The organism is Polynucleobacter sp. UK-Gri1-W3, assembly GCF_018881595.1.
Lineage (GTDB): Bacteria > Pseudomonadota > Gammaproteobacteria > Burkholderiales > Burkholderiaceae > Polynucleobacter.
In genome coordinates this window covers 17,941-41,997 of sequence record NZ_JACVQA010000007.1, presented here as the reverse complement: position 1 = coordinate 41,997, position 24,057 = coordinate 17,941, and the positions used below count along the sequence as shown (strand labels likewise).

At 45.7% G+C, this 24,057-nt stretch carries 27 protein-coding genes; 14 read left to right on the top strand and 13 right to left on the bottom strand.

Going from position 1 to position 24,057, the window contains the following annotated elements:
* Positions 1-47 precede the first annotated feature (47 nt).
* The 11 genes from leuB to ICN36_RS07335 form a co-directional block, all read right to left on the bottom strand.
* Entirely contained in the window at positions 48-1,118 is a 1,071-nt protein-coding gene (gene leuB / locus ICN36_RS07385) for a 3-isopropylmalate dehydrogenase (RefSeq protein WP_216227768.1), read from the bottom strand.
* A gap of 23 nt (positions 1,119-1,141) precedes the next feature.
* Positions 1,142-1,789: a 3-isopropylmalate dehydratase small subunit gene (leuD, locus tag ICN36_RS07380; RefSeq protein WP_216227767.1), complete on the bottom strand. Its 648-nt coding sequence runs from the start codon at positions 1,787-1,789 to the stop codon at positions 1,142-1,144.
* A 32-nt stretch (positions 1,790-1,821) separates the two neighbouring features.
* Positions 1,822-2,028 carry a hypothetical protein gene (locus ICN36_RS07375; protein WP_216227766.1) on the bottom strand — a complete coding sequence of 69 codons (207 nt, stop codon included), beginning with the start codon at positions 2,026-2,028 and terminating at the stop codon, positions 1,822-1,824.
* Between the two features lie 12 nt (positions 2,029-2,040).
* Positions 2,041-3,450 (bottom strand): 3-isopropylmalate dehydratase large subunit, encoded by a 1,410-nt coding sequence (leuC, locus tag ICN36_RS07370; RefSeq protein ID WP_216227765.1) that lies wholly within the window; start codon positions 3,448-3,450, stop codon positions 2,041-2,043.
* Positions 3,451-3,467: 17 nt separating this feature from the next.
* A complete protein-coding gene (gene gltA / locus ICN36_RS07365; protein WP_216227764.1) occupies positions 3,468-4,781 on the bottom strand; it encodes a citrate synthase in 1,314 nt (437 codons plus the stop codon).
* A 78-nt stretch (positions 4,782-4,859) separates the two neighbouring features.
* A complete protein-coding gene (locus ICN36_RS07360) occupies positions 4,860-5,129 on the bottom strand; it encodes a succinate dehydrogenase assembly factor 2 (protein ID WP_216227763.1) in 270 nt (89 codons plus the stop codon).
* Positions 5,126-5,830, bottom strand: coding sequence for a succinate dehydrogenase iron-sulfur subunit (locus ICN36_RS07355; RefSeq protein WP_216227762.1), 705 nt, complete (start codon positions 5,828-5,830; stop codon positions 5,126-5,128). The genes ICN36_RS07360 and ICN36_RS07355 overlap by 4 nt, the downstream gene beginning before the upstream one ends.
* A 17-nt stretch (positions 5,831-5,847) precedes the next feature.
* Positions 5,848-7,626 carry a succinate dehydrogenase flavoprotein subunit gene (sdhA, locus tag ICN36_RS07350; protein WP_216227761.1) on the bottom strand — a complete coding sequence of 593 codons (1,779 nt, stop codon included), beginning with the start codon at positions 7,624-7,626 and terminating at the stop codon, positions 5,848-5,850.
* 4 nt (positions 7,627-7,630) lie between these two features.
* Positions 7,631-7,996 (bottom strand): succinate dehydrogenase, hydrophobic membrane anchor protein, encoded by a 366-nt coding sequence (sdhD, locus tag ICN36_RS07345; RefSeq protein WP_216227760.1) that lies wholly within the window; start codon positions 7,994-7,996, stop codon positions 7,631-7,633.
* Positions 7,997-8,020: 24 nt separating this feature from the next.
* Complete coding sequence (gene sdhC / locus ICN36_RS07340) at positions 8,021-8,440, bottom strand: succinate dehydrogenase, cytochrome b556 subunit (protein ID WP_216227759.1); 420 nt, start codon at positions 8,438-8,440, stop codon at positions 8,021-8,023.
* Between the two features lie 166 nt (positions 8,441-8,606).
* Complete coding sequence (locus tag ICN36_RS07335; protein WP_255531273.1) at positions 8,607-9,380, bottom strand: GntR family transcriptional regulator; 774 nt, start codon at positions 9,378-9,380, stop codon at positions 8,607-8,609.
* A gap of 122 nt (positions 9,381-9,502) precedes the next feature.
* Here ICN36_RS07335 and ICN36_RS07330 point away from each other — a divergent pair, with 122 nt between their 5' ends.
* Together ICN36_RS07330 and ICN36_RS07325 are read left to right on the top strand one after the other, a co-directional pair.
* Positions 9,503-10,492, top strand: coding sequence for a malate dehydrogenase (locus ICN36_RS07330; protein ID WP_216196154.1), 990 nt, complete (start codon positions 9,503-9,505; stop codon positions 10,490-10,492).
* A 10-nt stretch (positions 10,493-10,502) separates the two neighbouring features.
* Positions 10,503-10,877, top strand: coding sequence for a hypothetical protein (locus ICN36_RS07325; protein ID WP_216227758.1), 375 nt, complete (start codon positions 10,503-10,505; stop codon positions 10,875-10,877).
* 130 nt (positions 10,878-11,007) lie between these two features.
* On the opposite strand, the gene ICN36_RS07320 is transcribed toward ICN36_RS07325, so the two are convergent.
* Positions 11,008-12,219 carry a DUF2863 family protein gene (locus tag ICN36_RS07320; RefSeq protein ID WP_216227757.1) on the bottom strand — a complete coding sequence of 404 codons (1,212 nt, stop codon included), beginning with the start codon at positions 12,217-12,219 and terminating at the stop codon, positions 11,008-11,010.
* Positions 12,219-12,995: a peroxide stress protein YaaA gene (yaaA, locus tag ICN36_RS07315; RefSeq protein ID WP_216227756.1), complete on the bottom strand. Its 777-nt coding sequence runs from the start codon at positions 12,993-12,995 to the stop codon at positions 12,219-12,221. The genes ICN36_RS07320 and yaaA overlap by 1 nt, the downstream gene beginning before the upstream one ends.
* An 84-nt stretch (positions 12,996-13,079) precedes the next feature.
* Between yaaA and ICN36_RS07310 the strand changes: the two genes are divergently transcribed.
* The 12 genes from ICN36_RS07310 (at position 13,080) to ICN36_RS07255 (ending at position 24,011) form a co-directional block, all read left to right on the top strand.
* Entirely contained in the window at positions 13,080-14,276 is a 1,197-nt protein-coding gene (locus tag ICN36_RS07310) for a methionine aminotransferase (RefSeq protein WP_216227755.1), read from the top strand.
* Between the two features lie 32 nt (positions 14,277-14,308).
* Positions 14,309-15,016: a glutathione binding-like protein gene (locus ICN36_RS07305; protein WP_216227843.1), complete on the top strand. Its 708-nt coding sequence runs from the start codon at positions 14,309-14,311 to the stop codon at positions 15,014-15,016.
* Between the two features lies 1 nt (position 15,017).
* Entirely contained in the window at positions 15,018-15,872 is an 855-nt protein-coding gene (locus ICN36_RS07300) for a 3-hydroxybutyryl-CoA dehydrogenase (RefSeq protein ID WP_216227754.1), read from the top strand.
* Between the two features lie 73 nt (positions 15,873-15,945).
* Positions 15,946-16,425, top strand: coding sequence for a DUF3429 domain-containing protein (locus tag ICN36_RS07295; protein ID WP_370623453.1), 480 nt, complete (start codon positions 15,946-15,948; stop codon positions 16,423-16,425).
* A 4-nt stretch (positions 16,426-16,429) separates the two neighbouring features.
* Entirely contained in the window at positions 16,430-17,743 is a 1,314-nt protein-coding gene (locus ICN36_RS07290; RefSeq protein WP_216227753.1) for a replication-associated recombination protein A, read from the top strand.
* 29 nt (positions 17,744-17,772) lie between these two features.
* Entirely contained in the window at positions 17,773-18,399 is a 627-nt protein-coding gene (locus ICN36_RS07285; protein WP_216227752.1) for a 2-hydroxychromene-2-carboxylate isomerase, read from the top strand.
* Positions 18,400-18,483: 84 nt separating this feature from the next.
* Complete coding sequence (locus ICN36_RS07280) at positions 18,484-19,059, top strand: peptidylprolyl isomerase (protein ID WP_216227751.1); 576 nt, start codon at positions 18,484-18,486, stop codon at positions 19,057-19,059.
* A gap of 24 nt (positions 19,060-19,083) precedes the next feature.
* A complete protein-coding gene (locus ICN36_RS07275; RefSeq protein WP_216227750.1) occupies positions 19,084-20,910 on the top strand; it encodes a bifunctional anthranilate synthase component I family protein/class IV aminotransferase in 1,827 nt (608 codons plus the stop codon).
* A gap of 9 nt (positions 20,911-20,919) precedes the next feature.
* On the top strand, positions 20,920-21,480 hold the full coding sequence (locus ICN36_RS07270; RefSeq protein ID WP_216227749.1) for an NUDIX hydrolase: 561 nt from the start codon (positions 20,920-20,922) through the stop codon (positions 21,478-21,480).
* A 6-nt stretch (positions 21,481-21,486) separates the two neighbouring features.
* Positions 21,487-22,224 (top strand): leucyl/phenylalanyl-tRNA--protein transferase, encoded by a 738-nt coding sequence (gene aat / locus ICN36_RS07265; RefSeq protein WP_216227748.1) that lies wholly within the window; start codon positions 21,487-21,489, stop codon positions 22,222-22,224.
* On the top strand, positions 22,221-22,967 hold the full coding sequence (locus tag ICN36_RS07260) for an arginyltransferase (RefSeq protein ID WP_216227747.1): 747 nt from the start codon (positions 22,221-22,223) through the stop codon (positions 22,965-22,967). The genes aat and ICN36_RS07260 overlap by 4 nt, the downstream gene beginning before the upstream one ends.
* A gap of 9 nt (positions 22,968-22,976) precedes the next feature.
* Positions 22,977-24,011, top strand: a complete 1,035-nt coding sequence (locus tag ICN36_RS07255) for a quinone-dependent dihydroorotate dehydrogenase (RefSeq protein WP_216227746.1) — start codon at positions 22,977-22,979, stop codon at positions 24,009-24,011.
* Positions 24,012-24,057 lie beyond the last annotated feature (46 nt).

Here is a 24,057-nt window from a genome sequence, read left to right as displayed (position 1 = left end):
TTGCTTTTGTTTGCTTCTGTTTAATTTCTTTGATTCTTTTTAATTTCTTACACAAGTGCTGCAACTACTGCATCACCCATTTCAACCGTTGATACTTTTTTCGTACCTTCGGTATAGATATCGGCCGTACGCAATCCTTGCGCCAGTACCTTCTGTACCGCCTTTTCAATACGATCCGCTTGCGCAGGCATACCCAATGAATAACGCAGCATCATTGCGGCCGACAAAATCGTTGCCAATGGATTAGCAATACCTTTGCCAGCAATATCGGGAGCTGAGCCATGACTTGGCTCGTACAGACCTTTATTGTTCTTATCTAATGATGCGGATGGCAACATACCAATAGAGCCTGTCAACATTGCAGCTTCATCAGACAAGATGTCACCAAACAAGTTGCCTGTGACCACTACGTCAAACGCCTTAGGCGCTTTAACCAACTGCATTGCAGCGTTATCCACATACATGTGAGACAACTCGACATCCGGATACTCTTTAGAAACTCGAATCATCACTTCACGCCAGAGCTGTGAAGTCTCCAGAACGTTTGCCTTATCAACGCTACAGACTTTTTTACCGCGCTTACGTGCAGCCTCAAAAGCAACGTGACCAATGCGCTCTACTTCAGGCTCGCTGTAGTGCATAGTGTCAAAACCTTCACGCGCACCTTTGAATAATGGCAACTCGGAAGTACGAATACCGCGTGGCTGACCAAAATAGATGTCACCATTGAGTTCACGAACAATCAGAATATCCAAGCCACCAATAATTTCTGGCTTAAGGCTGGATGCAGCAGTAAGTTCTGGATAGCAAATAGCAGGCCTAAAGTTAGCAAACAACTCAAGATGCTTACGTAAACCTAAGATGGCTTGTTCAGGACGCAGTTCACGTGCGAGCGTGTCGTATTTCCAATCGCCTACTGCACCAAACAAAATAGCATCTGCTTTTTTAGCGAGCTTTAAGGTGGCTGGTGGCAAAGGATGTCTAGCGACGTCATAAGCAGCTCCGCCTACGGGCGCTTCTTCTAAGTCGAACTGAGGTCCAAGCGCTTTGAGCACTCGAACGGCTTGAGCAACGATTTCCGGGCCGATACCATCGCCCGGTAGGACTGCAATTTTCATGAAAGGCCTTTAAATCAACGAAATTACGGCAATTGTGTAGCAAGCCAAGGCATTTTGAGAATGCGCTCGGCTTCATAAGCCTTGATTTTATCTGCATGTTGCAGAGTTAAGCCAATATCGTCTAAGCCGTTGAGCAGGCAATACTTCCTAAAGGGAGCCACTTCAAAGCTGTAACCGTTGCCATCAGGGGTAACTACCTGCTGAGCATCTAAATCAATTGTTAACTGATAACCGTTAAAAGCTTGGGTTTCATTAAAAAGATGGTCAACCTGCAATTCAGTCAAAACGATCGGCAAAACACCGTTTTTGAAGCAGTTGTTGTAGAAGATGTCGGCAAAGCTAGGTGCAATCACCGCTCTAAAGCCAAATTGATCCAAGGCCCAAGGAGCATGCTCACGAGAACTGCCGCAGCCAAAGTTTTTGCGTGCCAACAAAATCCCAGCGCCTTTATAGCGTGGCTGATTAAGAACAAAGTCTGGGTTAATAGGACGCTTGCTGCAGTCCTGTCCAGGTTCACCATGATCTAAATAGCGCCACTCATCAAAGAGATTCTGACCAAAACCGGTCTTCTTGATGGATTTAAGAAACTGCTTCGGAATAATGGCATCGGTATCCACGTTCTCACGATTAAGCGGAGCAACTAAACCTTTGTATACCGTAAATTTTTCCATGATTCGACTTTTACTCTATTTGCTCTAATTATTTACTTCACAGGGGTAACAACTACATCCTTACCCTTGGTTTGAGATTGATTATTTTGTTGTGTATTACTTGATCCACCCATGGAGGTTCCCATGTTCTGCAAGTCTTTACCAACACCTTCCATGGTGCTACTACAAGCAGAAATAATCATTCCGATAGCGCCAATAATTGCTAACCTTGAAATTAAAGAGAGTGAAGATAATTTCATGAATCTATTTCCTTATGAAATCTTGCGAACATCAACAAAGTGGCCTTCGATCGCTGCTGCAGCGGCCATAGCAGGACTAACCAAATGGGTCCGCCCACCATTGCCTTGACGACCTTCGAAATTACGATTCGACGTTGAAGCGCAGCGCTCACCCGGCTCAAGGCGATCAGCATTCATCGCTAAGCACATGGAGCAACCAGGCTCACGCCATTCAAAGCCTGCAGCCTTAAAAATACGATCTAAACCTTCACGTTCCGCTTGGGCTTTTACCAAACCAGAACCAGGCACCACTAAAGCTAACTTCACATTAGCGGCAACTTTTTTACCTAAACGATCTACCACCTTAGCAGCAGCGCGCATATCTTCAATGCGGCTGTTAGTACAAGAGCCGATAAATACTTTATCTATTGCAATGCTGCTCAAAGGCGTATTTGGTACGAGGTTCATGTACTCCAAAGCGCGCTCCATTGCTGAGCGCTTGTTTGGATCACGTTCTTTTTCTGGATCAGGAACACGCTCGCTAATGGCAAGCACCATTTCAGGTGAAGTACCCCAAGTCACTTGCGGAGCAATTTCTTCTGCACGTAACTCCACTACTGCATCGAACTTAGCATCAACATCTGAATGTAAGGTTCTCCAATATTGCAAAGCTTGCAACATCGCAGGACCCTTAGGCGCATATGGACGGCCTTGAATGTATTCAATCGTAGTTTCATCTACAGCAACCAAACCGGCACGTGCCCCAGCCTCAATCGCCATATTGCAAACTGTCATGCGACCTTCCATTGACAGGTTACGAATCGCTTCACCCGCAAACTCAATGGTGTAACCAGTGCCACCTGCAGTACCAATCTTGCCAATGACGGCAAGTACGATATCTTTAGCTGTGGAACCGGGCTGTAGACGACCATCTACACGCACCAACATGTTCTTGCTCTTTTTCATGAGCAAGGTTTGGGTTGCCAATACGTGCTCAACCTCAGACGTTCCGATACCAAATGCCAAAGCACCAAAGGCGCCATGTGTACTGGTATGTGAATCACCGCAAACTACAGTCATGCCTGGCAGGGTTGCGCCCTGCTCCGGCCCGATGACATGAACAATCCCTTGGCGGGTATCGTTCATTTTGTATTGGGTAATACCAAAGGCATCGCAGTTTTGATCTAAGGTATCGACTTGCAACTTAGAAATTGGATCAGCAATACCTTCAGAACGATCCGTTGTTGGCACGTTGTGATCAGAAACCGCTAAATTGGCGGAAATGCGCCAGACTGGACGGCCAGCCAAATTCAATCCTTCAAATGCTTGAGGGCTAGTTACCTCATGCAGCAACTGACGATCGATATAAATCGTGGCTGTGCCATCTTCTTCAGAGTAAACAACGTGGTCATCCCACAATTTGTCATAAAGCGTACGAGACATGAGAGACCTTAATTGCCTTATTTACGAACTGAGATGTTTGGTACTTTGCGAGTGGTTTCGCCTACGTACAACTGACGTGGACGACCAATCTTGTACTCAGGGTCAGTAATCATTTCTTCCCACTGAGCAATCCAACCTACTGTTCTTGCTAATGCAAAAATACAGGTGAACATTTCTGTTGGGACGCCAAGCGCACGTTGCACGATTCCTGAGTAGAAGTCTACGTTTGGATAGAGCTTACGGCTGACAAAGTATTCATCTTCCAAAGCGATCTTTTCAAGAGTCATTGCAAGCTTGAACAATGGATCATCCTGAAGACCAAGTTCATTCAATACTTCATAGCAAGTTTCACGCATCAATTTAGCTCTTGGGTCAAAGTTTTTGTAAACACGGTGACCAAAGCCCATCAAGCGAACGCTTGAGTTCTTGTCTTTTACTTGCGCAATGAATTCATGAATCTTGTCTACGCCGCCGTTAGCCTGGATCTCATTCAACATCTGCAAGCAGGCTTCGTTTGCACCGCCGTGAGCTGGGCCCCAGAGGCAAGCAATACCAGCCGAGATAGCGGCAAATGGATTAGTGCCCGATGAGCCGCACAAGCGTACTGTAGAAGTAGAAGCATTTTGCTCATGGTCTGCATGCAATGTGAAGATACGATCCAAAGCGCGAACCAATACTGGGTTTACTTTGTAGTCTTCACATGGAGTTGCAAACATCATGCGCATAAAGTTAGCGGTGTATGACAAAGAATTATCTGGATAGATAAATGGTTGTCCTACGGAATATTTATATGCCATCGCAACCAAAGTTGGCATCTTCGCAATTAAACGAATTTGCGCAATTTCGCGCGCCTTAGGCTGGCTGTAATCGATTGCATCATGGTAGAAGGCAGCCATTGCACCAACCAAACCAGTCAATACCGACATTGGATGCGCATCACGGCGGAATCCACGCAAGAAGAACTGCATTTGCTCATGAACCATGGTGTGGTGCATCACCATTTCATCAAATGATTTTTTCTCCGTGGCATTTGGTAATTCGCCATTAATCAGGAGGTAGCAAACTTCTAAGAAGTCGCAGTTGTTTGCCAAGTCTTCAATTGGATAACCACGATAGAGCAACTCCCCCTTATCGCCATCGATATAGGTAATTTTGCTATTGCATGACGCAGTAGATAAGAAGCCTGAATCGTAAGTGAACTTACCGGTCTGACCATAAAGCTTACGAATATCGATTACGTCAGGACCAACTGTCCCTTTGTAAATTGGCAGATCAATATCTGGTGTGCCATCCGAAAACGAGAGTTTTGCCTTGATGTCCGATTCAATCATTTCTAATCCTTAGTCATTCAAAATTATGATTACTGCACTATTCGTTCATACATCTCTACAGCCACAGCAATAGCTGAGTTATTTCTCTCTCAGCCTTTGTAAAATCATTTTGAAAGAGTCAGCCTGCATCTCTTTCTCTAAGCTTGCTACTGAGTCTTTGCGACCAATTAATAAATCCATTAAGTCGTTGTCATCTAAGGCCAATAACTGGCTCAAAACTCTTCCATCCTCTACACTTAACTGAGTGCCGTAACGCTCAAAGAAACGCTGCAGAATTAAATCGTTCTCTAGTAAGCCCCTGCGAGCATCACTCTTTAGACGATATAACTCTGCATTACCGAGGGTCATACTGCCCTGCGGACCATCAACTCCTTGATCTTGCCAATTGCCTTGGTTGGATTCAAGTGCTTAGGACATACGTCTACGCAATTCATGATGGTGTGGCAACGGAACAAACGGTATGGGTCTTCCAAGTTATCCAAACGCTGGTTGGTATCCTCATCGCGGCTATCAGCAATAAAGCGATAGGCCTGCAATAAGCCGGCTGGACCAACAAACTTATCTGGGTTCCACCAGAAAGATGGGCATGAAGTTGAGCATGAAGCGCACAAGATGCACTCATACAGACCATTCAACTCTTCACGTTCTTCAGGACTCTGGAGGCGCTCTTTTTCAGGCGGCGGGTTGTCGTTTACTAAGTAAGGCTTGATGGACAAGTATTGCTTGAAGAACAAAGTCATGTCAACGATCAAGTCGCGTACTACTGGCAAGCCAGGTAATGGGCGCAATGTGATGACCTTAGGCAAAGTCAACATATTGGTCAAACAAGCCAAACCATTTTTACCGTTAATGTTCATTGCATCTGAACCGCACACACCTTCACGGCATGAACGACGATAAGAAATCGATTCGTCTTGCTTCTTCAAAGAAATCAAAGCATCCAACAACATACGCTCACCAGTGAGCTCTAACTCATAGCGTTCCATGCGCGGAGTAGCATCGACATCTGGATCGTAGCGGTAAATTTCGAATATACGGATATCACTCATTTTCTATTTCTCTTCGCTTAGAAAGTACGTTCTTTAGGTGGGAAGGACTCGACAGTTAAAGGCTTCAACACAACTGGCTTGTAAGTCAGCCTATTTCCCTCGCTGTACCAAAGGGTATGCTTCATCCAATTCTCATCGTCACGCTCTTGATGATCATCATGCGAATGCGCACCACGACTCTCTTTACGAGCAGCCGCAGAAATCATGGTTGCATTTGCAGTCTCAACCAGGTTGGCCACTTCCAATGCCTCAATACGTGCTGTATTGAAAATCTCGGATTTATCTTTAAGCCACAAATTATTGGCGCGCTCTGTCAATTTAGCCATTTGACGAACACCTTCATCCATCAACTCTTGATTGCGGAATACACCAGCGTATTTCTGCATGCATTTACGAATATCGTTAGCCACATCTTGCGCGTACTCACCAGAAGTGGAGTTATCCAACTTAGCAATACGCTCCAAAGTTTGCTGACCAGCATTTGCAGGCAAAGGTTTGAATTCGCGATCCTTCAGATTCAAACCAACGATGTGATTACCTGCGGCGCGGCCGAATACCAAGAGGTCGAGTAACGAGTTAGTGCCCAAGCGGTTGGCACCATGGACAGACACACATGAACACTCACCAATGGCATACAAGCCATTGACGATTTCATTATGAATACCGTTCGCTGGCACAACTACTTGACCATTGATATTGGTAGGAATGCCACCCATCTGATAGTGAATAGTTGGTACAACTGGAATTGGTTCTTTGGTCACATCAACGTTTGCAAAGTTAATGCCGATTTCGTAAACAGATGGCAGACGCTTCATGATTGTCTCAGCGCCAATGTGCGTCAAATCGAGCACAACATAGTCACCGTTAGGCCCACAACCGCGCCCTTCTTTAATTTCTTGGTCCATACAGCGTGAAATGAAGTCTCTAGGCGCCAAATCCTTGTAGGTTGGCGCGTAGCGTTCCATAAAACGCTCGCCGTCTTTATTACGCAAAATAGCACCTTCACCACGACAACCCTCTGTCAACAACACACCCGCACCAGCTACGCCAGTTGGGTGGAATTGCCAGAATTCCATATCTTCCAATGGGATATTTGCGCGAGCCGCAAGACCCATACCGTCACCAGTATTAATGAACGCATTAGTAGATGCATCCCAAATACGGCCTGCACCACCAGTAGCCAACATCACAACCTTGGCTTCCAGGATATATACCTGACCTGTTTCCATTTCGAGGGCAGTTACCCCAACAACATCACCGTCATCATCGCGAATCAAATCGAGCGCTAACCACTCAACAAAGAAGTTGGTTTTCGCACGTACGTTACGTTGATACAAGGTATGCAACATTGCATGACCAGTACGGTCAGCAGCAGCACAAGCACGCTGCACTGGCTTTTCGCCATAGTTGGCTGTGTGACCGCCAAATGGACGCTGATAAATCGTGCCATCTGGGTTACGGTCGAACGGCATGCCATAGTGCTCTAGCTCATAAACAACTTTAGGAGCTTCACGACACATAAACTCGATCACATCTTGGTCGCCTAACCAGTCAGATCCTTTGATGGTGTCATAAAAGTGATAGTGCCAATTATCTTCACTCATATTGCCTAATGAAGCGCCGATACCGCCTTGCGCAGCAACGGTATGCGAGCGTGTTGGGAATACCTTAGTTAGCACGGCAACATTCAAGCCGGCTTCAGCCAACTGCAATGAAGCACGCATGCCTGAGCCACCCGCACCAATAATCACCGCATCAAAACGGCGGCGTGGCAATGATTTTTGTATTGCAGTCATCGAATTACACTTTCCACAAAATTTGAACGGCATAAGCCGCACAGGCTACGAGATACAAAACGGTTAACACTTGCAGTGTTAAACGAATGCTGACAGGCTTGATGTAATCCATCCAGATGTCACGGATTCCAATCCAAGCGTGATAGAACAAACTGATGAATGCCAGGAGCGTCAACAATTTCATGAATTGGTTGCTAAACAAAGCAGCCCAGCCTTCATAAGTAGCGCTACCAGTTATGCAGTAATCAACTAGCAAAACGATTGTGAAAACTACCATCACAATCGCAGTAGCGCGTTGGATGATCCATTCTTTAAGGCCGTAGTGGGCACCTACAACTAAGCGCTTTGGTCCAATTTGATAAATAGGCATGAGATTTCCTTAAATAATGTGTGCTTAGTACAAGCCGAATAGTTTGAGGCCAACGACCGCAGTCAAAGCCAGGCCCAAGCAAAATACAAAGATCGCCGAGCGATTTGCATCCACTTTTTCAACACCAATTTCTAAGTCCAATAGGAGATAACGAATACCAGCGCAGAAATGGTGCAAGAAACACCAAATCAATCCAAGGCAAACAATTTTCACCAGCACATGGCCAGTAATCGCTTGGAACGTTTGATAGCTGACCTCTGAGGCCAAGCTTTGATCTAAAAGATAAAGCAAGAAAGGCAGCATTAAAAATAGTACTGCTCCGCTAATACGATGAAGAATTGATACTTTACCGGCCCAAGGGAGGCGGTATTTAATCAATTGGGCAAGACCAATATTTTTATAAACCGGTCTATCTTTTTTTACGTTTTGCTGTGAATCAACCATGGGTAATCTCTATCTTTAGGTGGAGGTTCATTGTGGTTTTGTTGTATCGCAACATATTCTATTGGAAACCTTAGGGGTGGTGGGGATTTTTTAGCGTTTAAAGGGGTGAATTACTGGTTTTTACTGATTTAGCTCTTCTGTAGTTCTTCTGCAGTTCTGGTTTATCTTAGTTCAATTTGTTCTCGTAATGCTGCTCTAAAGTGTCGTACCTTGCATGCCGAATTTCTACTGGTTTATTCCCGTAGGTAAATGCCACACGCTCTACCGAAAGGAGCGGCGCGCCCTCCTTCAGATGCAAATGTTTAGCCAGCACCGCATCAGCAGCCACAGCCTTAATTTTTTCTTCTGCGCGCACCATATGTGTGGCGTAATGCCCCTCATAAAAAGCATACATCGGACCATGCCAAGTATTGAGAGCCTCAAGATCCAAACCCTTAAAACGGACTCCAGGCAGAAAAATCTCTTCAAAAACAATGGGTTTGCCCGCAAAACTCTGAACTCGGTCGATATGAATAATGGGGTCACCTGCCTTTAATTTAAGCAAATTGGCCACATAGACTGATGCTTTAGTCTTTTCGCAGGATAAAAATTGATTGGTGAGATGGAATTTTTCACCAGAATCAGGTGCTAAACGCAAAAAACGGTATTGCCATTCGTCTTCTTGGTGGGTGGCTACGAAGGTACCCTTACCCTGTCTTCGAACTAAGAGATTTTGAGCGGCAAGCTCATCAATGGCCTTGCGAACGGTGCCCTGGCTGACAGCATAACGGGCTGCAAGCTCCATTTCGCTGGGAATAGCCGCCCCTGGCAGCCACTCCGAGGCTTGCAAACTAGCCAAAATCATCGCTTTAATCTGCTCGTACAGAGGGCTAAATGAGGCAATGGGCAAAGTCACATCAGACAAATTAACTCCAAACCGCGTCAATTGGATAAAATTCAAGGCAATTCTAGTCTTATATAAGACATCATTGACAGTGTAAAGCTAAAGTCCCTACACTTGAATGGATAATAGAAAAGTTTTCTTTACTTAACCTACATAACCTTCATTTGGAGTTCTCAGTAATGGCAAAAGCCCCAATGCGTGTCGCCGTAACCGGTGCAGCCGGTCAAATCGGATATTCCCTTTTATTCCGTATCGCCAATGGCGACCTTTTGGGCAAAGATCAGCCCGTCATCCTGCAATTGCTTGAGATTCCTGATGAAAAAGCTCAAAAAGCCTTAACTGGCGTAATGATGGAGCTAGAAGACTGCGCATTCCCACTCTTGGCAGGTATGACAGCTCACTCTGACCCAATGACTGCTTTTAAAGATATCGATGTCGCCCTTTTGGTTGGCGCACGTCCACGTGGTCCTGGTATGGAGCGCAAGGATTTACTCTCCGCTAATGCACAAATTTTCACAGCTCAAGGCAAGGCATTAAATGCAGTTGCTAAGAAGACTGTAAAAGTATTGGTTGTTGGCAACCCAGCAAACACCAACGCTTACATCGCTATGAAATCTGCTCCAGATATTCCTGCGAAAAACTTCACTGCAATGTTGCGCCTCGATCACAACCGCGCTCTCTCACAATTAGCCAGCAAGTTGAATAAGCCTGTTGCCGATATTGAGAAATTAGTTGTTTGGGGTAACCATAGCCCAACAATGTACCCAGACTATCGCTTTGCAACCATCGATGGCAAATCAGTAAAAGATTCCATCAACGATGCAGCATGGAATAAAGATGTTTTCATCCCTACCGTTGGTAAGCGTGGTGCAGCCATCATCGAAGCTCGCGGCCTTTCTTCTGCAGCCTCTGCAGCGAATGCAGCCATTGATCATATTCATGATTGGGTTCTGGGCACAAATGGTAAGTGGGTAACTATGGGTATTCCGTCTAAGGGCGAATACGATATTCCTGCTGAAGTCATTTATGGCTTCCCAGTGGTATGCGAAAACGGCGAATACAAAATGATCGAAGGCCTAGAGATCGATGAATTCTCCCGTGAGCGCATGACACATACATTGAATGAATTACTCGAAGAGCAAGCTGGCGTTAAGCACTTGCTCTCATAAGGAAAAATTGATGAAGAAAAACCTTCTCGCAATTAGCATTGTGCTAGTAAGCCTCTTGGGTGCTACAAACGTGAGCGCTGATGAAGAAGCATTTACATGGACATGCCAAGAGGGCAAGCAATTCAAAACCTCTGGCATCAATGATAAGGTTCGCTTAATTTGGGAATCAAAATCATATGATTTAGAGCGCCAAACTTCCCTACCGGGTAGCTTGCGTTATAAAAATATGAACTCTGGTTTCGATCTAGTGGTGCTGGGTAACAAAGCAATGTTATTCAACATTAAAGCTGGTGTTCGACTTGCCGATTTCTGCCAAACAGCAGAGATGAAGTCAGGTAAGTTACCGCATTTGTTTGCTGGTACGGAGCCTTTTGTGCAGAATTAAGTTCTGGTATTGCGTTAAATAAAAAAGCCGAGAAATTCTCGGCTTTTTTATTGTTTGGCTCTTGAGCTACTTGTTCAGTAATTGCTTGTTTATTCGTTGCTTGTTTATTCGTTGTTTGTTTATTTTCTATCTAATGAAACAAGGGCTGTTGTGATGGTGCATCGTCTGGCATTTCAGCATGAACAGCTTCACCAGAACGATCTGGAAACAAAGGGGCGCCACAGTCATCACAGAGCTCTGGATCAAAAAGCATGGCATGACGGAACACATCCTCCACTCCTGCATCATGCAAGGCATCACAAATCTTCTTAATCGGACTTTCATCATCCGATAAATCATTCAAAGCATCGCTCGCCACGCTCTCGCGGTCATACAAGGGCCAAATGACCCCGTACATCACTTCAGAGGAACCCTTTGCGCTGAAAGAAATACGATATTCATCTGCCTGCTCTTCGCCAAAAGCACCGACTACACAAGACAAGCCCGCAGGCATTATTCCCAAAGTGCTTTCTAGAAAGTTGACTGCTGCACGAATGCTTAAGGGCCGCACATGCTTATCCGCTAAGCGGCAATTTGTGAAATACGCCTCAGGCAAAAGCAATTCGAACTCGCAACCGGGCAACAAAGATGCAATCGGATCTTGCATGGCATTTTGCCAACCAATCAAACTGACACCGCGCTCTTGACGTGCTGGTGGCTCTGCTTGCCAACGAAATATTGGCGAACCGCTCGGCGCACTCAAGGCGGCAATAATAAAACGGGGGTCTGCTAATACGGCAATAGTTTCCGACATATCACGCAACTCAAGCTTGACTTCTTTTCCAGAGATTGCGGCAGTTGCTAAGGCCTCAGTCAGAATACGAGTTTGGCAATGTGAATGCGGCATTTGATCAATGCTGTAAAGCCAGGGAACAATGGCTATGCGCGTATCCGTTGAGGCTATAGAACTATGTAAAGCCTGGGCGGTTGACTCAATAATATTGACTGGCAATGGTCCTGATGGAATCTGATAACGCGTATGGGCAACAATAGGCATGGCGAGTAACAGTACATCCCACTCTTGCCCCTCATGCTCAACCCTTAATGACTCGGCCAACGTTTCTGCGATGTCTGCAAGCACCTCAAAGGCGACCGTATTAATGCGAAAGGTCTGATCTAAAGCGGCATCAATGACATTTTGATTTTGACTTTTGAGTAAACGCATTAAACGCACGTTCAAACGCTCTTCCCAAAAACGATCCTCCACCTGACTTCCAGACGCCGCCAAAGAAATAGCATCAGCTACCAGCTTCTCAACTTCGGGAGAATTGCGTTGCGATGATTTGGTGCGATGCACTGCCATTATTTTCTTTCTGCCCTTCTAAATACTGGCTTGTCTACTGTAGATTCTGCAGCATAGTATTTATACCCATCTAAATTAAAGCCTTTTAAATCTGCTGGGTCAGTGATGCGATTTTCAACTACGAAGCGCGCCATTAAGCCACGCGCACGCTTGGCATAAAAAGAAATGATCTTGTACTTGCCGTCCTTGGCATCCTGAAACACTGGGGAGATCACTTGGCAGTCCAGCTCTTTGGGCTGGAGCACCTTGAAATACTCTTCCGAAGCCAAGTTCAAGAGTACAGGCTTCTTTTGCTTCTCCAAATCCTTCTTAATAGAATCCGTTACGCGGCTACCCCAAAAAGCATAGAGATCCTTACCTCTAGGATTCTTAAATGCAGTACCCATCTCTAGACGGTAGGGTTGCATCAAATCCAATGGCTTAAGTGCTCCATAAAGGCCCGACAAAATGCGAATATGGTCTTGAGCAAACGCTACCGCTTTGGCATTTAAGGTTTTGACATCAAATCCATCGTAGACATCCCCATTAAAAGCATAGATTGCTGGCTTACTATTCTCTGCGGTGAATTTCTTGGACCAATCCTGATAACGGCCAACATTCAAAATGGCCAACTGATCGGATAGACCCATCAATTTTGCGACATCCTGAGGTGCCAGCTTCTTGAGGTCTGCAATGAGTTTGGCTGATTCTGAGACAAACTCAGGCAAGGTTGGTGCTTTGACTGTAACGGGAGTCTTGTAATCCAGAGATTTAGCGGGAGAGAGGACGATCAGCATGGCACAATTTGTTAATGTATTTTTACCATTCTAGCGACTACCGGGTATATCTGCTTTAAAAGGCTGATCACCACCCCTTCATCCATGAACCCATTAGAGACCCCTTCTTTTCAGAGCCGCCTACCGCAGGTGGGAACCACGATCTTCACAGTGATGTCTGCCCTTGCTGCGGAGCATCAAGCCATTAATCTTGGACAGGGTTTCCCAGACTTTCCATGCGACAGAGGGCTGATTGCAGACGTAAACGCTGCGATGTTGGCAGATCAAAATCAATACCCACCCATGACTGGGGTTGCAGAGCTTCGCAATGGTGTTAGCAAGAAGATTAAAAATTTATATGGTCATCACTACAACCCTGACACGGAAATCACTATTACCGCGGGTGGTACGCAAGCCATTTTTACAGCCATACTCTCTTGCGTTGGCCCTGGCGATGAAGTCATCATCATTGAACCTGCATTTGACTGCTATCGCCCTGCAATTGATTTGGCTGGAGGCAAAACGATTGCGATTTCATTGCAAGTAGTCCGTGATGAATCAGGACAAGTTGCAGCCTATGAAATTCCATGGGACTTATTAGCAAACGCAATCAATCCCAAAACGCGACTTATTTTGATTAATACTCCCCATAATCCGACTGGCATGATTTGGGATAAGTCAGACCTAGATCATTTGGCAGCGCTCGTTCGCAATACTTCAGCATGCATTCTGAGCGATGAAGTCTATGAGCATATGGTCTATGACGGCGCCACGCATCACAGCGTTGCGTCCCATCCGGAGCTAGCGGCAAGGAGCTTTCTGGTTTCTAGCTTTGGGAAAACCTTTCACGTTACCGGCTGGAAAGTAGGCTACATAGCCGCACCACCCTCTTTGACCAAAGAGTTTCGTAAGGTGCATCAGTTCAATGTATTTGCGGTCAATACACCAATGCAATTCGGCTTAGCCAGTTATCTTTCAGAAGAAAAACATTACTTAGATCTGCCAGCTTTTTATCAAGCGAAACGAGATTTTTTTAGAGCAGGCTTAAACCAAACCAAGTTCAAATTGCTCCCTACTCTAGGTAGCTATTTTCAATGCGCCGATTATTCCGCGCTAGGCATCCCTCAAGCAAAATTAAATGAGGCTGATTTTTGTAAATGGCTCACTACTGAAATTGGAGTGGCTGCTATTCCAGTCTCGGCATTTTATGATCAACCTACTGAGTCAGGCGTTATTCGTTTTTGTTTTGCAAAGCAAGAGCGGACTCTTGCAAATGCGCTACTGCGCTTACAAACTTTATAAAGGTATATATGGCAAACCCAAAATCCAATAGCGTGATTGATGTTTATAGCTGGCCAACACCAAACGGCCATAAGGTACACATCATGCTCGAAGAATGTGGCTATCGCCTAGGTCGTGACTGGATCGCCCACCCAATAGATATTGGCGCCGGAGACCAATTTGCTGCCGAGTTCTTAAAGATCAGCCCCAATAACAAGATTCCTGCCATCGTTGACCCCAATGGTCCTGACGGCAAACCCATCAATATCTTTGAGTCTGGGGCTATTCTGATCTACCTCGCAGGCAAAACTGGGAAGTTTTTACCGCAAGATACGCGTGGCAAGTATGAGGTGTTGCAGTGGCTAATGTTCCAAATGGGTGGTCTTGGCCCCATGCTTGGACAAAACCACCACTTCCGCCTCTACGCCCCCGAGAAAATTGAGTACGCTATCAATCGTTACACCAATGAGGCCAAGCGTATTTATGGGGTATTGGATGGTCAACTGAAAGATAATCCTTACATTGCCGGCAAATCCTACTCTATTGCCGATATTGCGATTTATCCATGGACACGTAATTGGAAGAATCAAGGCATTGATATCAACGACTACCCGCATTTTAAAAAGTGGTTTGAAAAGATTGGTGCGCGACCAGCAGTAAAACGTGGTTGCGAAGTATTAACCGCATTACGCAAGCCCTTGCACGATGACAAGGCAGGAGAGCAGTTATTTGGTTCCACCCAGTATCAAAAGAGGAAATAATATGAGTATTCAATCAGTAGGCATCATTGGCGCCGGCACTATGGGCAATGGAATTGCACAAGTGTGTGCCGTTGCTGGCTTGGATGTAGTCATGGTTGATATTAATGAGGCAGCAGTGCAACGCGGTCTTGAGCAAATCATCAAGAGCCTTGATCGTCTCGTCAAAAAAGAAACACTTACCGTTGCAGCAAAGGAATCTGCCCTCAAATGCATTAAAGGCAGTACTTCTTATGCTGACCTTAAGGGTTTGGGTTTAGTGATTGAAGCGGCCACCGAGAATCAAGCAATTAAAGAAAAAATTCTTAAGCAAGTAGATGAGATTGTGAGCAAAGACACCATCATTGCTACTAACACCTCCTCACTGTCCATTACTAAACTCGCAGCGCTCGACTCCAACCCTGCACGGTTTATAGGTATGCACTTCTTTAACCCACCGCCCCTGATGGCTTTGGTGGAAGTGATACGCGGCTTGCAAACCAGTGATGCTACACACGCTGCCATTATTGATATGGCTAAGCGCGTTGGCAAAGAGCCCATCACCGTCAAAAACTCGCCAGGCTTTGTAGTCAATCGCATTTTGTTGCCAATGATTAACGAGGCATTCTTTGTTTTATCGGAAGGACTTGCAAGTCCAGAGGATATTGATGCCGGTATGAAGTTGGGTTGTAATCAACCGATTGGCCCACTCGCTTTGGCAGACTTGATTGGACTCGATACTTGCTTAGCGGTTATGGAAGTCTACTTTGAAAACTTCAGCGATTCCAAGTATCGCCCTTGCCCGCTATTGCGTGAAATGGTTGCCGCCGGATATCTTGGACGCAAAACAGGTCGCGGCGTTTATACCTACGACAAATAATTTGACTCACACTTCATTAACTTAGTTCTTTACTTAGCTCTTTACTTAGTTCATTAACTTAAATACCTCAATCGTGAACCCAATCCCATCAATAGTTCGTAAACTTGGCTATGCCGGCCTGATTCCATTTGTTGGACTGGCCTTAATGGTTCAGTTGGCCCCAACTCCATTAAATTACTTAAGCGCTGAATCTTTAGCGGGTTATGGCGCTGTGATTACTTCCTTTATGGGTGCTTTGCACTGGGGTGCCAATTTACATCTATTAGGTAAAGCGCCTGCTGGTGACCGCTGGGAAGACCGTAATGCCTGGATCTGGGGCGTCATTCCGGCCTTAGTTGCTTGGTTAGCGCTGCATATTTACATACCAGTGGGTTTACTGATCCTGGCTTCTACTTTGGTTATTCAGCGCAATATTGATCAGAACACCTATCAATATTATTTTTCTGATGAAGCAGCGCGCAACGCATTTATGACGATGCGCAATCGCTTAACCTATGTTGCTGCCGCATGCCTCACTTGGGCATCCCTAGTGATTCTCTTTACTCAAGCATGATGCAATGAGCAATCTTTTTGATAGCGCGCCCCCTCCACCCTTGGCCGAAGCATTGCGCCCAAAAACGATTGAAGAAGTCATTGGACAAGCCCATTTATTAGCAAGCGGTAAACCACTCAATCTTGCGTTTGCCTCTGGCAAGCCCCACTCGATGATTTTGTGGGGGCCTCCAGGTGTTGGCAAAACAACTCTAGCGCGTCTCTCTGCTAAAGCATTTGATCGAGAGTTTATTGCGATCTCCGCAGTTCTAGCTGGTGTAAAGGAAATTCGCGAAGCCATTGAGCAAGCCCAACAAAATATGGCGCAATACGGCAAACAGACCATTTTGTTTGTCGACGAGATCCATCGCTTTAATAAAAGCCAGCAAGATGCCCTACTGCCCCATGTAGAGTCAGGCCTTTTTACTTTCATCGGCGCTACTACTGAGAACCCATCATTTGAAGTCAACTCAGCACTGTTATCACGCGCTCAGGTCTACGTCTTAAAGTCACTGACCGCCGATGAGTTGAAATTACTATTTAAACGTGCGCATCAATATGCAATGCCCGATGTGCAATTTGAATCTACTGCAATTGATACGCTCATCTCAAATGCTGATGGCGATGCGCGGCGTCTACTCAACTTAGTAGAACAAGTGCGCAATGCAGTCCTCACACCAAATGCTGAAGTTAAGGTAGTTGATCAACAATTTATTGAAAATGCACTGAGTGCTCAAGCACGGCGCTTTGATAAAGGCGGCGATCACTTCTATGATCAGATCTCTGCTCTGCACAAATCCGTTCGAGGATCCAATCCAGATGCAGCCTTGTATTGGTTTTGTCGCATGCTTGATGGTGGTGCCGACCCCCGTTACTTAGCCAGACGCATCATTCGGATGGCCTGGGAAGATATTGGCCTAGCAGATCCAAGAGCCATGCAATTAGCCAACGATGCAGCGCAGACCTATGAAAGACTGGGCTCTCCTGAGGGAGAGCTTGCTCTAGGACAAGCGGTGGTTTACCTTGCGATCGCCTCCAAGAGCAATGCAAGCTATAACGCTTTTAATGCAGCCCGCGCTTATGTATCAAATGATCAGTCCAAAGGGGTTCCCAACCATCTGCGCAATGCACCTACCAAGTTGATGAAAGAGCTCGGTCATGGGAAAGCGTATCGCTACGCCCATGATGAGCCGCATGGCTATGCTGCTGGAGAAAGCTATCTGCCAGAAGGCATGAAAGAACCCCATTGGTATGAGCCAGTTGAACGTGGTCTTGAGATGCAGATCAAAGAAAAAATGGCTTTTTTGAAAAAGCTTGATGAAGAGTACAAGAAGAAATAAATAAATTGAGAAATAACAAGTAAGGCAATATGAGCACAAAGACAGCAGCCACTTTTTATTACGACATCGTCTCACCCTTTGCTTATATTTACGTTAAGCAAAGACAACGCCTTGAAGGTAAGCTAGATATCAAGCCAGTTCCTATTTTATTGGGTGGTCTACTGAGAGCCGCTGAGAACAAAGGCCCTGGGGAGGTAGCCGCTAAACGCCCACATACCTATCAGTTTTGCGTTTGGCAAGCGGAGAAGCTGGGCATTCCTTTTCGCTTTCCTGAGCACCATCCGTTTATGACCGTTGCAGCTCAACGCCTCCTAATAGAAAAAAATGCTGATTGGACTATGGTTGAGCGTGCGTTTGACTATGTTTGGGTAGAAGGCAAGGACCCCAACCTATCTTGGCCAGAATTTTGTACTTACTTAGGCTTATCGGCTGATACTCCTAAACCTGAAAGTCCAGAAGTAAAAGCTCAGTTGATTGCCAATACCAATCAAGCTAAAGCCCATGGTGCTTTTGGGGTACCTGCCCTAATCATCAACCAACACTGCTTTTGGGGTGTAGATACCATTGACTGGGTTCTAGATTACCTCGCTAGACCCGGCATGTTTGATGAGGCTTCTTATGTCTATGCTGGCAACGTTCCTAATGGGCTAATCTGATAGTCCCGAGCCTGTTTACCCCTGCCGCAGTATTGAGCAATACAATCAAATATCACCTATTTATATCTTGTTTAAGGAGTTCTTATGCGTAAGTTATTTGTTGCCCTTGCAGTTGCCGTTTCTTGTTTTGCTAGTCATGCAGCATTTGCAGGGCCAAAGGTGGAATTCAAAACCACGATGGGTAATTTCGTAGTGGAGCTCGATGATGTGAAGGCGCCTAAGACAACTGCCAACTTTTTAAATTACGTCAAAAGCGGTTTTTATAACGGCACTATCTTTCATCGCGTGATTGATGGCTTCATGATTCAGGGTGGTGGATTTACTGCTGACTTGAACCAGAAGCAAACAGATGCTCCAGTAGTGTCTGAAGCGCAGAATGGCCTTAAAAACAATGTTTATACGATTGCGATGGCTCGTACATCCGATCCAGATTCTGCAACTTCACAGTTCTTCATCAATGTAAAAGACAATGCTGCGCTGGACTACCCTAATGCTATGGGGAACGGATACACCGTGTTTGGCAAAGTAATCTCTGGCACACAGACTATTGATGCCATCCGCAAAGTACCAACCATGGTTGCGCCTACTCCTCGCATGGGCAGAATGGGCGATGTTCCAAGCAAGACAGTCACTATTGAATCCGCAACGATTCTGAAGTAATTAGAACTTATTAGTTCAGCCGCGATGATTTTGCTCGATGATGCGCAAAGTACCGCGGCCTCTCCTACTAGTCGTCTCTATGAAGATGCGCTACATTATTGGCGCGTACTTCCTACTGGCGATAACACTCAAGATTTAGCTGCAACTCAAGCCTGCTTAGAAGGAATATCAGCCGTCCTGGCTAGGGGTGAGTTTGTCGTTTCTGCTTTCGCTTATGAATTGGGCAGACAAATTCATAAACTGCCTCAGAGAATCAATCGATCGCATAGCCTGCACCCGCTGATCGAGGCCTGGTCCTTTGCAGACTTCACAAAATTATCAAAGCAAGATGTAGATCTTTGCATTAGCCAAAAACTGGTTTCCCTTGATCAATCCCAAAAAAATTCTGGGGTGATGGAGATTCAGGAAACTCTGAATAAAGAGCAATTTTCTAGTGATATTGCCGCAATTCAGGAATACATTCGTAATGGTGATACCTACCAGATCAATCACACCTACCGCATCAACGGTAAGGCTTATGGCGCTCCACTAGCCCTCTATAGCCGCTTGAGGGATCGCCAGCCCGGACGCTTTGGCGCTTTTATAGAGCACAGTGGAAGCTACCTTTTATCGCAATCGCCTGAGTTATTTATTGCGCGCGACGGTGATACTTTAAAAGCCATGCCAATGAAAGGTACTGCTAGCGCCTTATCTTCGGCGGCAAGTGCCCTATCCGAAGACCCTAAGAATCAAGCAGAGAATGTCATGATTGTGGATCTTTTACGCAATGATTTGAGTCGTATCTCCCTACCGGGCACAGTTGCTGTTCCGAACTTATTTGATGTGGCAAGACATGGTGATGTATTGCAAATGACTTCCACTGTACAGGGTCAGATCAAGCCTGAAACTTCTTTATTTGATATTTTCAAATCAGTATTTCCATGTGGGTCGGTTACGGGCGCGCCCAAAAAACGCAGTATGGAAATTATTCAAGAGTTAGAGCCTGAGGACCGTGGCTATTACTGTGGTGCCTTGGGCTGGCTTGACCCTAATGGCAATTTTGCCTTTAGCGTGCCGATTCGGACAGTGGAGATTCATCAGGATGAAGAGTCTCACGCATCTCATTTCACACTTGGAATTGGTGCTGGCATTACCAATGATTCTGATGCTAGCCAAGAGTGGCAAGAGTGCCGCATTAAAGCAGCATTCCTCATGGATCTGCCAAGTACTACAGGTTTATTTGAAACCATTGCAATCTTCAAGGGTGAGGCAATGCGACTTGAGGAACATCTGCATAGAATGCAAACCTCCGCTCACTCTCTGAGAATTGCCTTCAATTCAGAGGCTGCAAAGAATTTGATTAAGAGCACCTGTGCATCACTTGATAAAGAATTGTCATATAGACTAAGACTCGATCTTGCGGCCAATGGCGAGCTTTCTATTACAAGCGCTGTTATTGATCCAATAAATGAACCCGTCAAAATATTCTGGGCGAAAGATATTCTTCCTGGTGATGTAACCATGCTCTCTGGGGATGCTTTATTGCGCCATAAAATTAGCAATCGCACTCTTTATGATCAAGCTTGGCAAGAGGCTGTGAAGCAAAATGGATTTGACGCCCTATTTGTCAATGAACAAGGTTTTGTTACCGAGGGTGGCAGGACTAGCATTTTTATCAAACACGCTGGTAGCCCTGAATGGCTCACACCTCCAGTTTCAGCAGGTCTTCTGCCTGGGGTAATGCGTGCAGCATTGCTTGCTGAGCCCTCTATGAATGCCCGTGAAGCCAACCTGACTATTAAAGATGTTTCAATGGCAGAAGAGATTATTCTTAGCAATGCCCTACGTGGTGCCATAAAAGCCCACTTTTAGAAAGTCTGTATGAAGTATTGCCCTAACTGCGCCTCTGTATTAACCATCAAAATTCCAGCGGATGATTCTCGTGAACGTCATGTATGCGAAGCCTGTGGCAGCATTCATTATCAAAATCCCCGTAATGTAGTGGGCAGTATTCCGGTGTATGGCAAACAGATTCTTTTATGTCGCCGAGCGATTGAGCCACGTCATGGATTTTGGACCTTGCCTGCTGGGTTTATGGAATTAGGCGAAAGTACCAGTCAGGGTGCCGCACGTGAAACTCTCGAAGAAGCTGGTGCCGTTGTGGAAATTGGGCCGCTCTATTCATTACTCAATGTGCCTCATGCGGAACAAGTACATTTATTTTATTTAGCTACGATGCCAACGCCAGAGTTTTCTGCTGGCGAAGAGAGCTTAGAAGTAGCCCTATTTCATGAACACGAAATTCCCTGGGATGAATTGGCCTTTCCTACCATTCAGCAAACTCTTAAATGGTTTTTTGCTGATCGTGCTGCCGGCCTTTTAGATTCAGGGAAAGAATTTCATGTGCGTAGTCGCGATGTTTTACCATCCGAACGAATTTGAGTTGGCATGAGTCAGATTGCCTGGTTAGGTCCTCACGATCCCTTTCCAAATCCCCTTTTAGAGGCTGATCCTGACCCCAGCGTTCCTGGATTAATTGCAGTTAGTGAACAAATCTATCCGGGGCAACTTGCTCGCGCCTATCAACAAGGCATTTTTCCTTGGTACTCAGATAACCAGCCCATCCTGTGGTGGTCTCCTGATCCTAGAATGGTATTAAAGCCTCAGGAATTTAAATGCAGCGACTCACTAAGGAAAATTATTCGCTCCTTTTGTCAAAATGCCCAATCGCAGATAGTAGTAGATGGTGATTTTGGCGCAGTCATCCGCTCATGCGCCACTAGCTCACGCAAGAATCAAGATGGCACATGGATTACCCATGAAATTATTGACGCCTACACTGCGCTGCATGAACAAGGAAATGCCCATAGCATTGCTGTTATGGAAGATGGTCGGCTGACTGGTGGCCTGTATTGCGTATCCTTTGGGGGAATGGTATTTGGTGAATCAATGTTTAGCCATAAGACCAATGCCTCGAAGATTGCCTTGGCTGCCCTGAGCGCTTGGTGCCTTAGCAACGATATTCACATGATCGACTGCCAGCAAGAGACAGCTCATCTTCTTTCATTGGGGGCTGCCCCAATGCCAAGACAGGCTTTTTTAGAGCAACTGCAAATATCCATAAATCAAACTAAGATTGAGCAATCCTGGACTTTTAATAAAACCATCTTGCATCGCTGGCTATGACTCAGCTTAAAGAACTCCCCCTCACCGCACTGCAGTTCTATGCAACAGCGCCATACGAGTGTAGTTATCTTCCCAATAGGACTGCTCGCTCACAAGTAGCGACGCCTTCCCATCTGATTCATGCGGATGCTTACAACGATTTAATCAATGCTGGATTTCGACGCAGTGGTTTGTACACCTATCGCCCCTACTGTGATGAATGCAAGGCCTGTATCTCTACGCGTCTTTTAGTAAATCAGTTTGAACCCTCTCGCAGTCAACGCCGTGCCCAGAAAAAACATGCTGGCCTTGAAGCCTCCGTTCTCAATCTAGGTTATCAAGAAGAGCACTACCAACTCTATCAGCGCTATCAAACTGAACGACACGCAGGTGGTGATATGGATAGTGATGATCAAAATCAATACATGCAGTTTTTATTGCAAAGTCGAGTGAACTCACGCATTGTGGAATTTCGGGACGGTCCACATGATCCGCATCCCGGTCGATTGCGCATGGTGAGCATGATCGATATTTTGGAGCAAGGCATTTCCTCTGTTTATACCTTTTATGACACTTCAATCTCATCTGCGAGTTATGGCAGCTACAGCATTTTGTGGCAGCTTGAACAAGCTCGCATACTAGGCTTGCCTTACCTTTATCTTGGGTACTACATCAAGGAAAGCGACAAGATGTCATATAAGGTGAAATTTCAGCCGATGGAAGGCTTGATAGATGACCATTGGCAGGTACTGTCTGAGTCATAATATCTACCCATGATCGATCGTTACTCCCTTCTACGCCCTTGGCTTTTTTGTATAGACCCAGAAAAAGCGCATAACCTCACTCTGGACAATATGCATCGCTTGCAGCGCTGGGGATTATTAGAGCGCCTCGTTAGCAAGCCAATTAACGATCCCCAAACACTGTGCGGCATTGAATTTCCGAATCCTGTTGGATTAGCTGCAGGATTAGATAAAGACGGTAAACATATTGATGCACTCGCTGCGTTGGGTTTTGGATTCTTAGAAATTGGCACAGTAACGCCTCGACCACAACCTGGCAATCCTAAACCCCGCATGTTTCGCTTAACTGAAGCTCAGGCGATCATCAATCGCATGGGCTTTAATAATGATGGTGTTGATGCCTGTGTTGCCAGAGCTCGTCGCTCGAAGTTCTGGCAAAACGGTGGCGTACTTGGCTTGAATATTGGTAAGAATGCCAGCACTCCAATTGAAGAGGCGTCTCGTGACTATGTTTTGGCAATGGAAGCGGTCTACGAAATTTCTACTTACATTACCGTTAATATCTCTTCACCAAACACCCAAAATCTACGCGCCTTACAAGGCGAGGAAATGCTCCGCGAATTATTGGGAAGCCTGGATGACGCTAGAAAACGCCTGAGCGATCGCTATGGCGTCCGTAAGCCACTCTTTCTGAAGATTGCACCAGACTTAGACCCTAGCGATATCAACCTGATTGCCGATCTTTTAATGGAGTTTGGAATTGATGCGGTCATTGCAACCAACACAACCATCTCGCGAGAAGCAGTGCAAGGCATGGAATTTAGTACTGAAGCGGGTGGCCTATCAGGCGCCCCCGTGCGCAATGCGTCTAATGTAGTAATTAAAGCCTTAAAAGCCAGACTGGGTAATGAGCTACCGATCATTGGTGTTGGCGGCATCTTATCGGGCGCAGATGCCCGGGAGAAGATCATGGCGGGCGCTAGCCTAGTACAGCTCTATAGCGGACTCATCTATCGCGGTCCGGATCTTGTTAGTGAGTGTGCAAAGGCCTTAAGACAGCCTTAAGTCAAACTTAGGACGGCCCTAGAAATACCTCAATTTGCTGGGATAG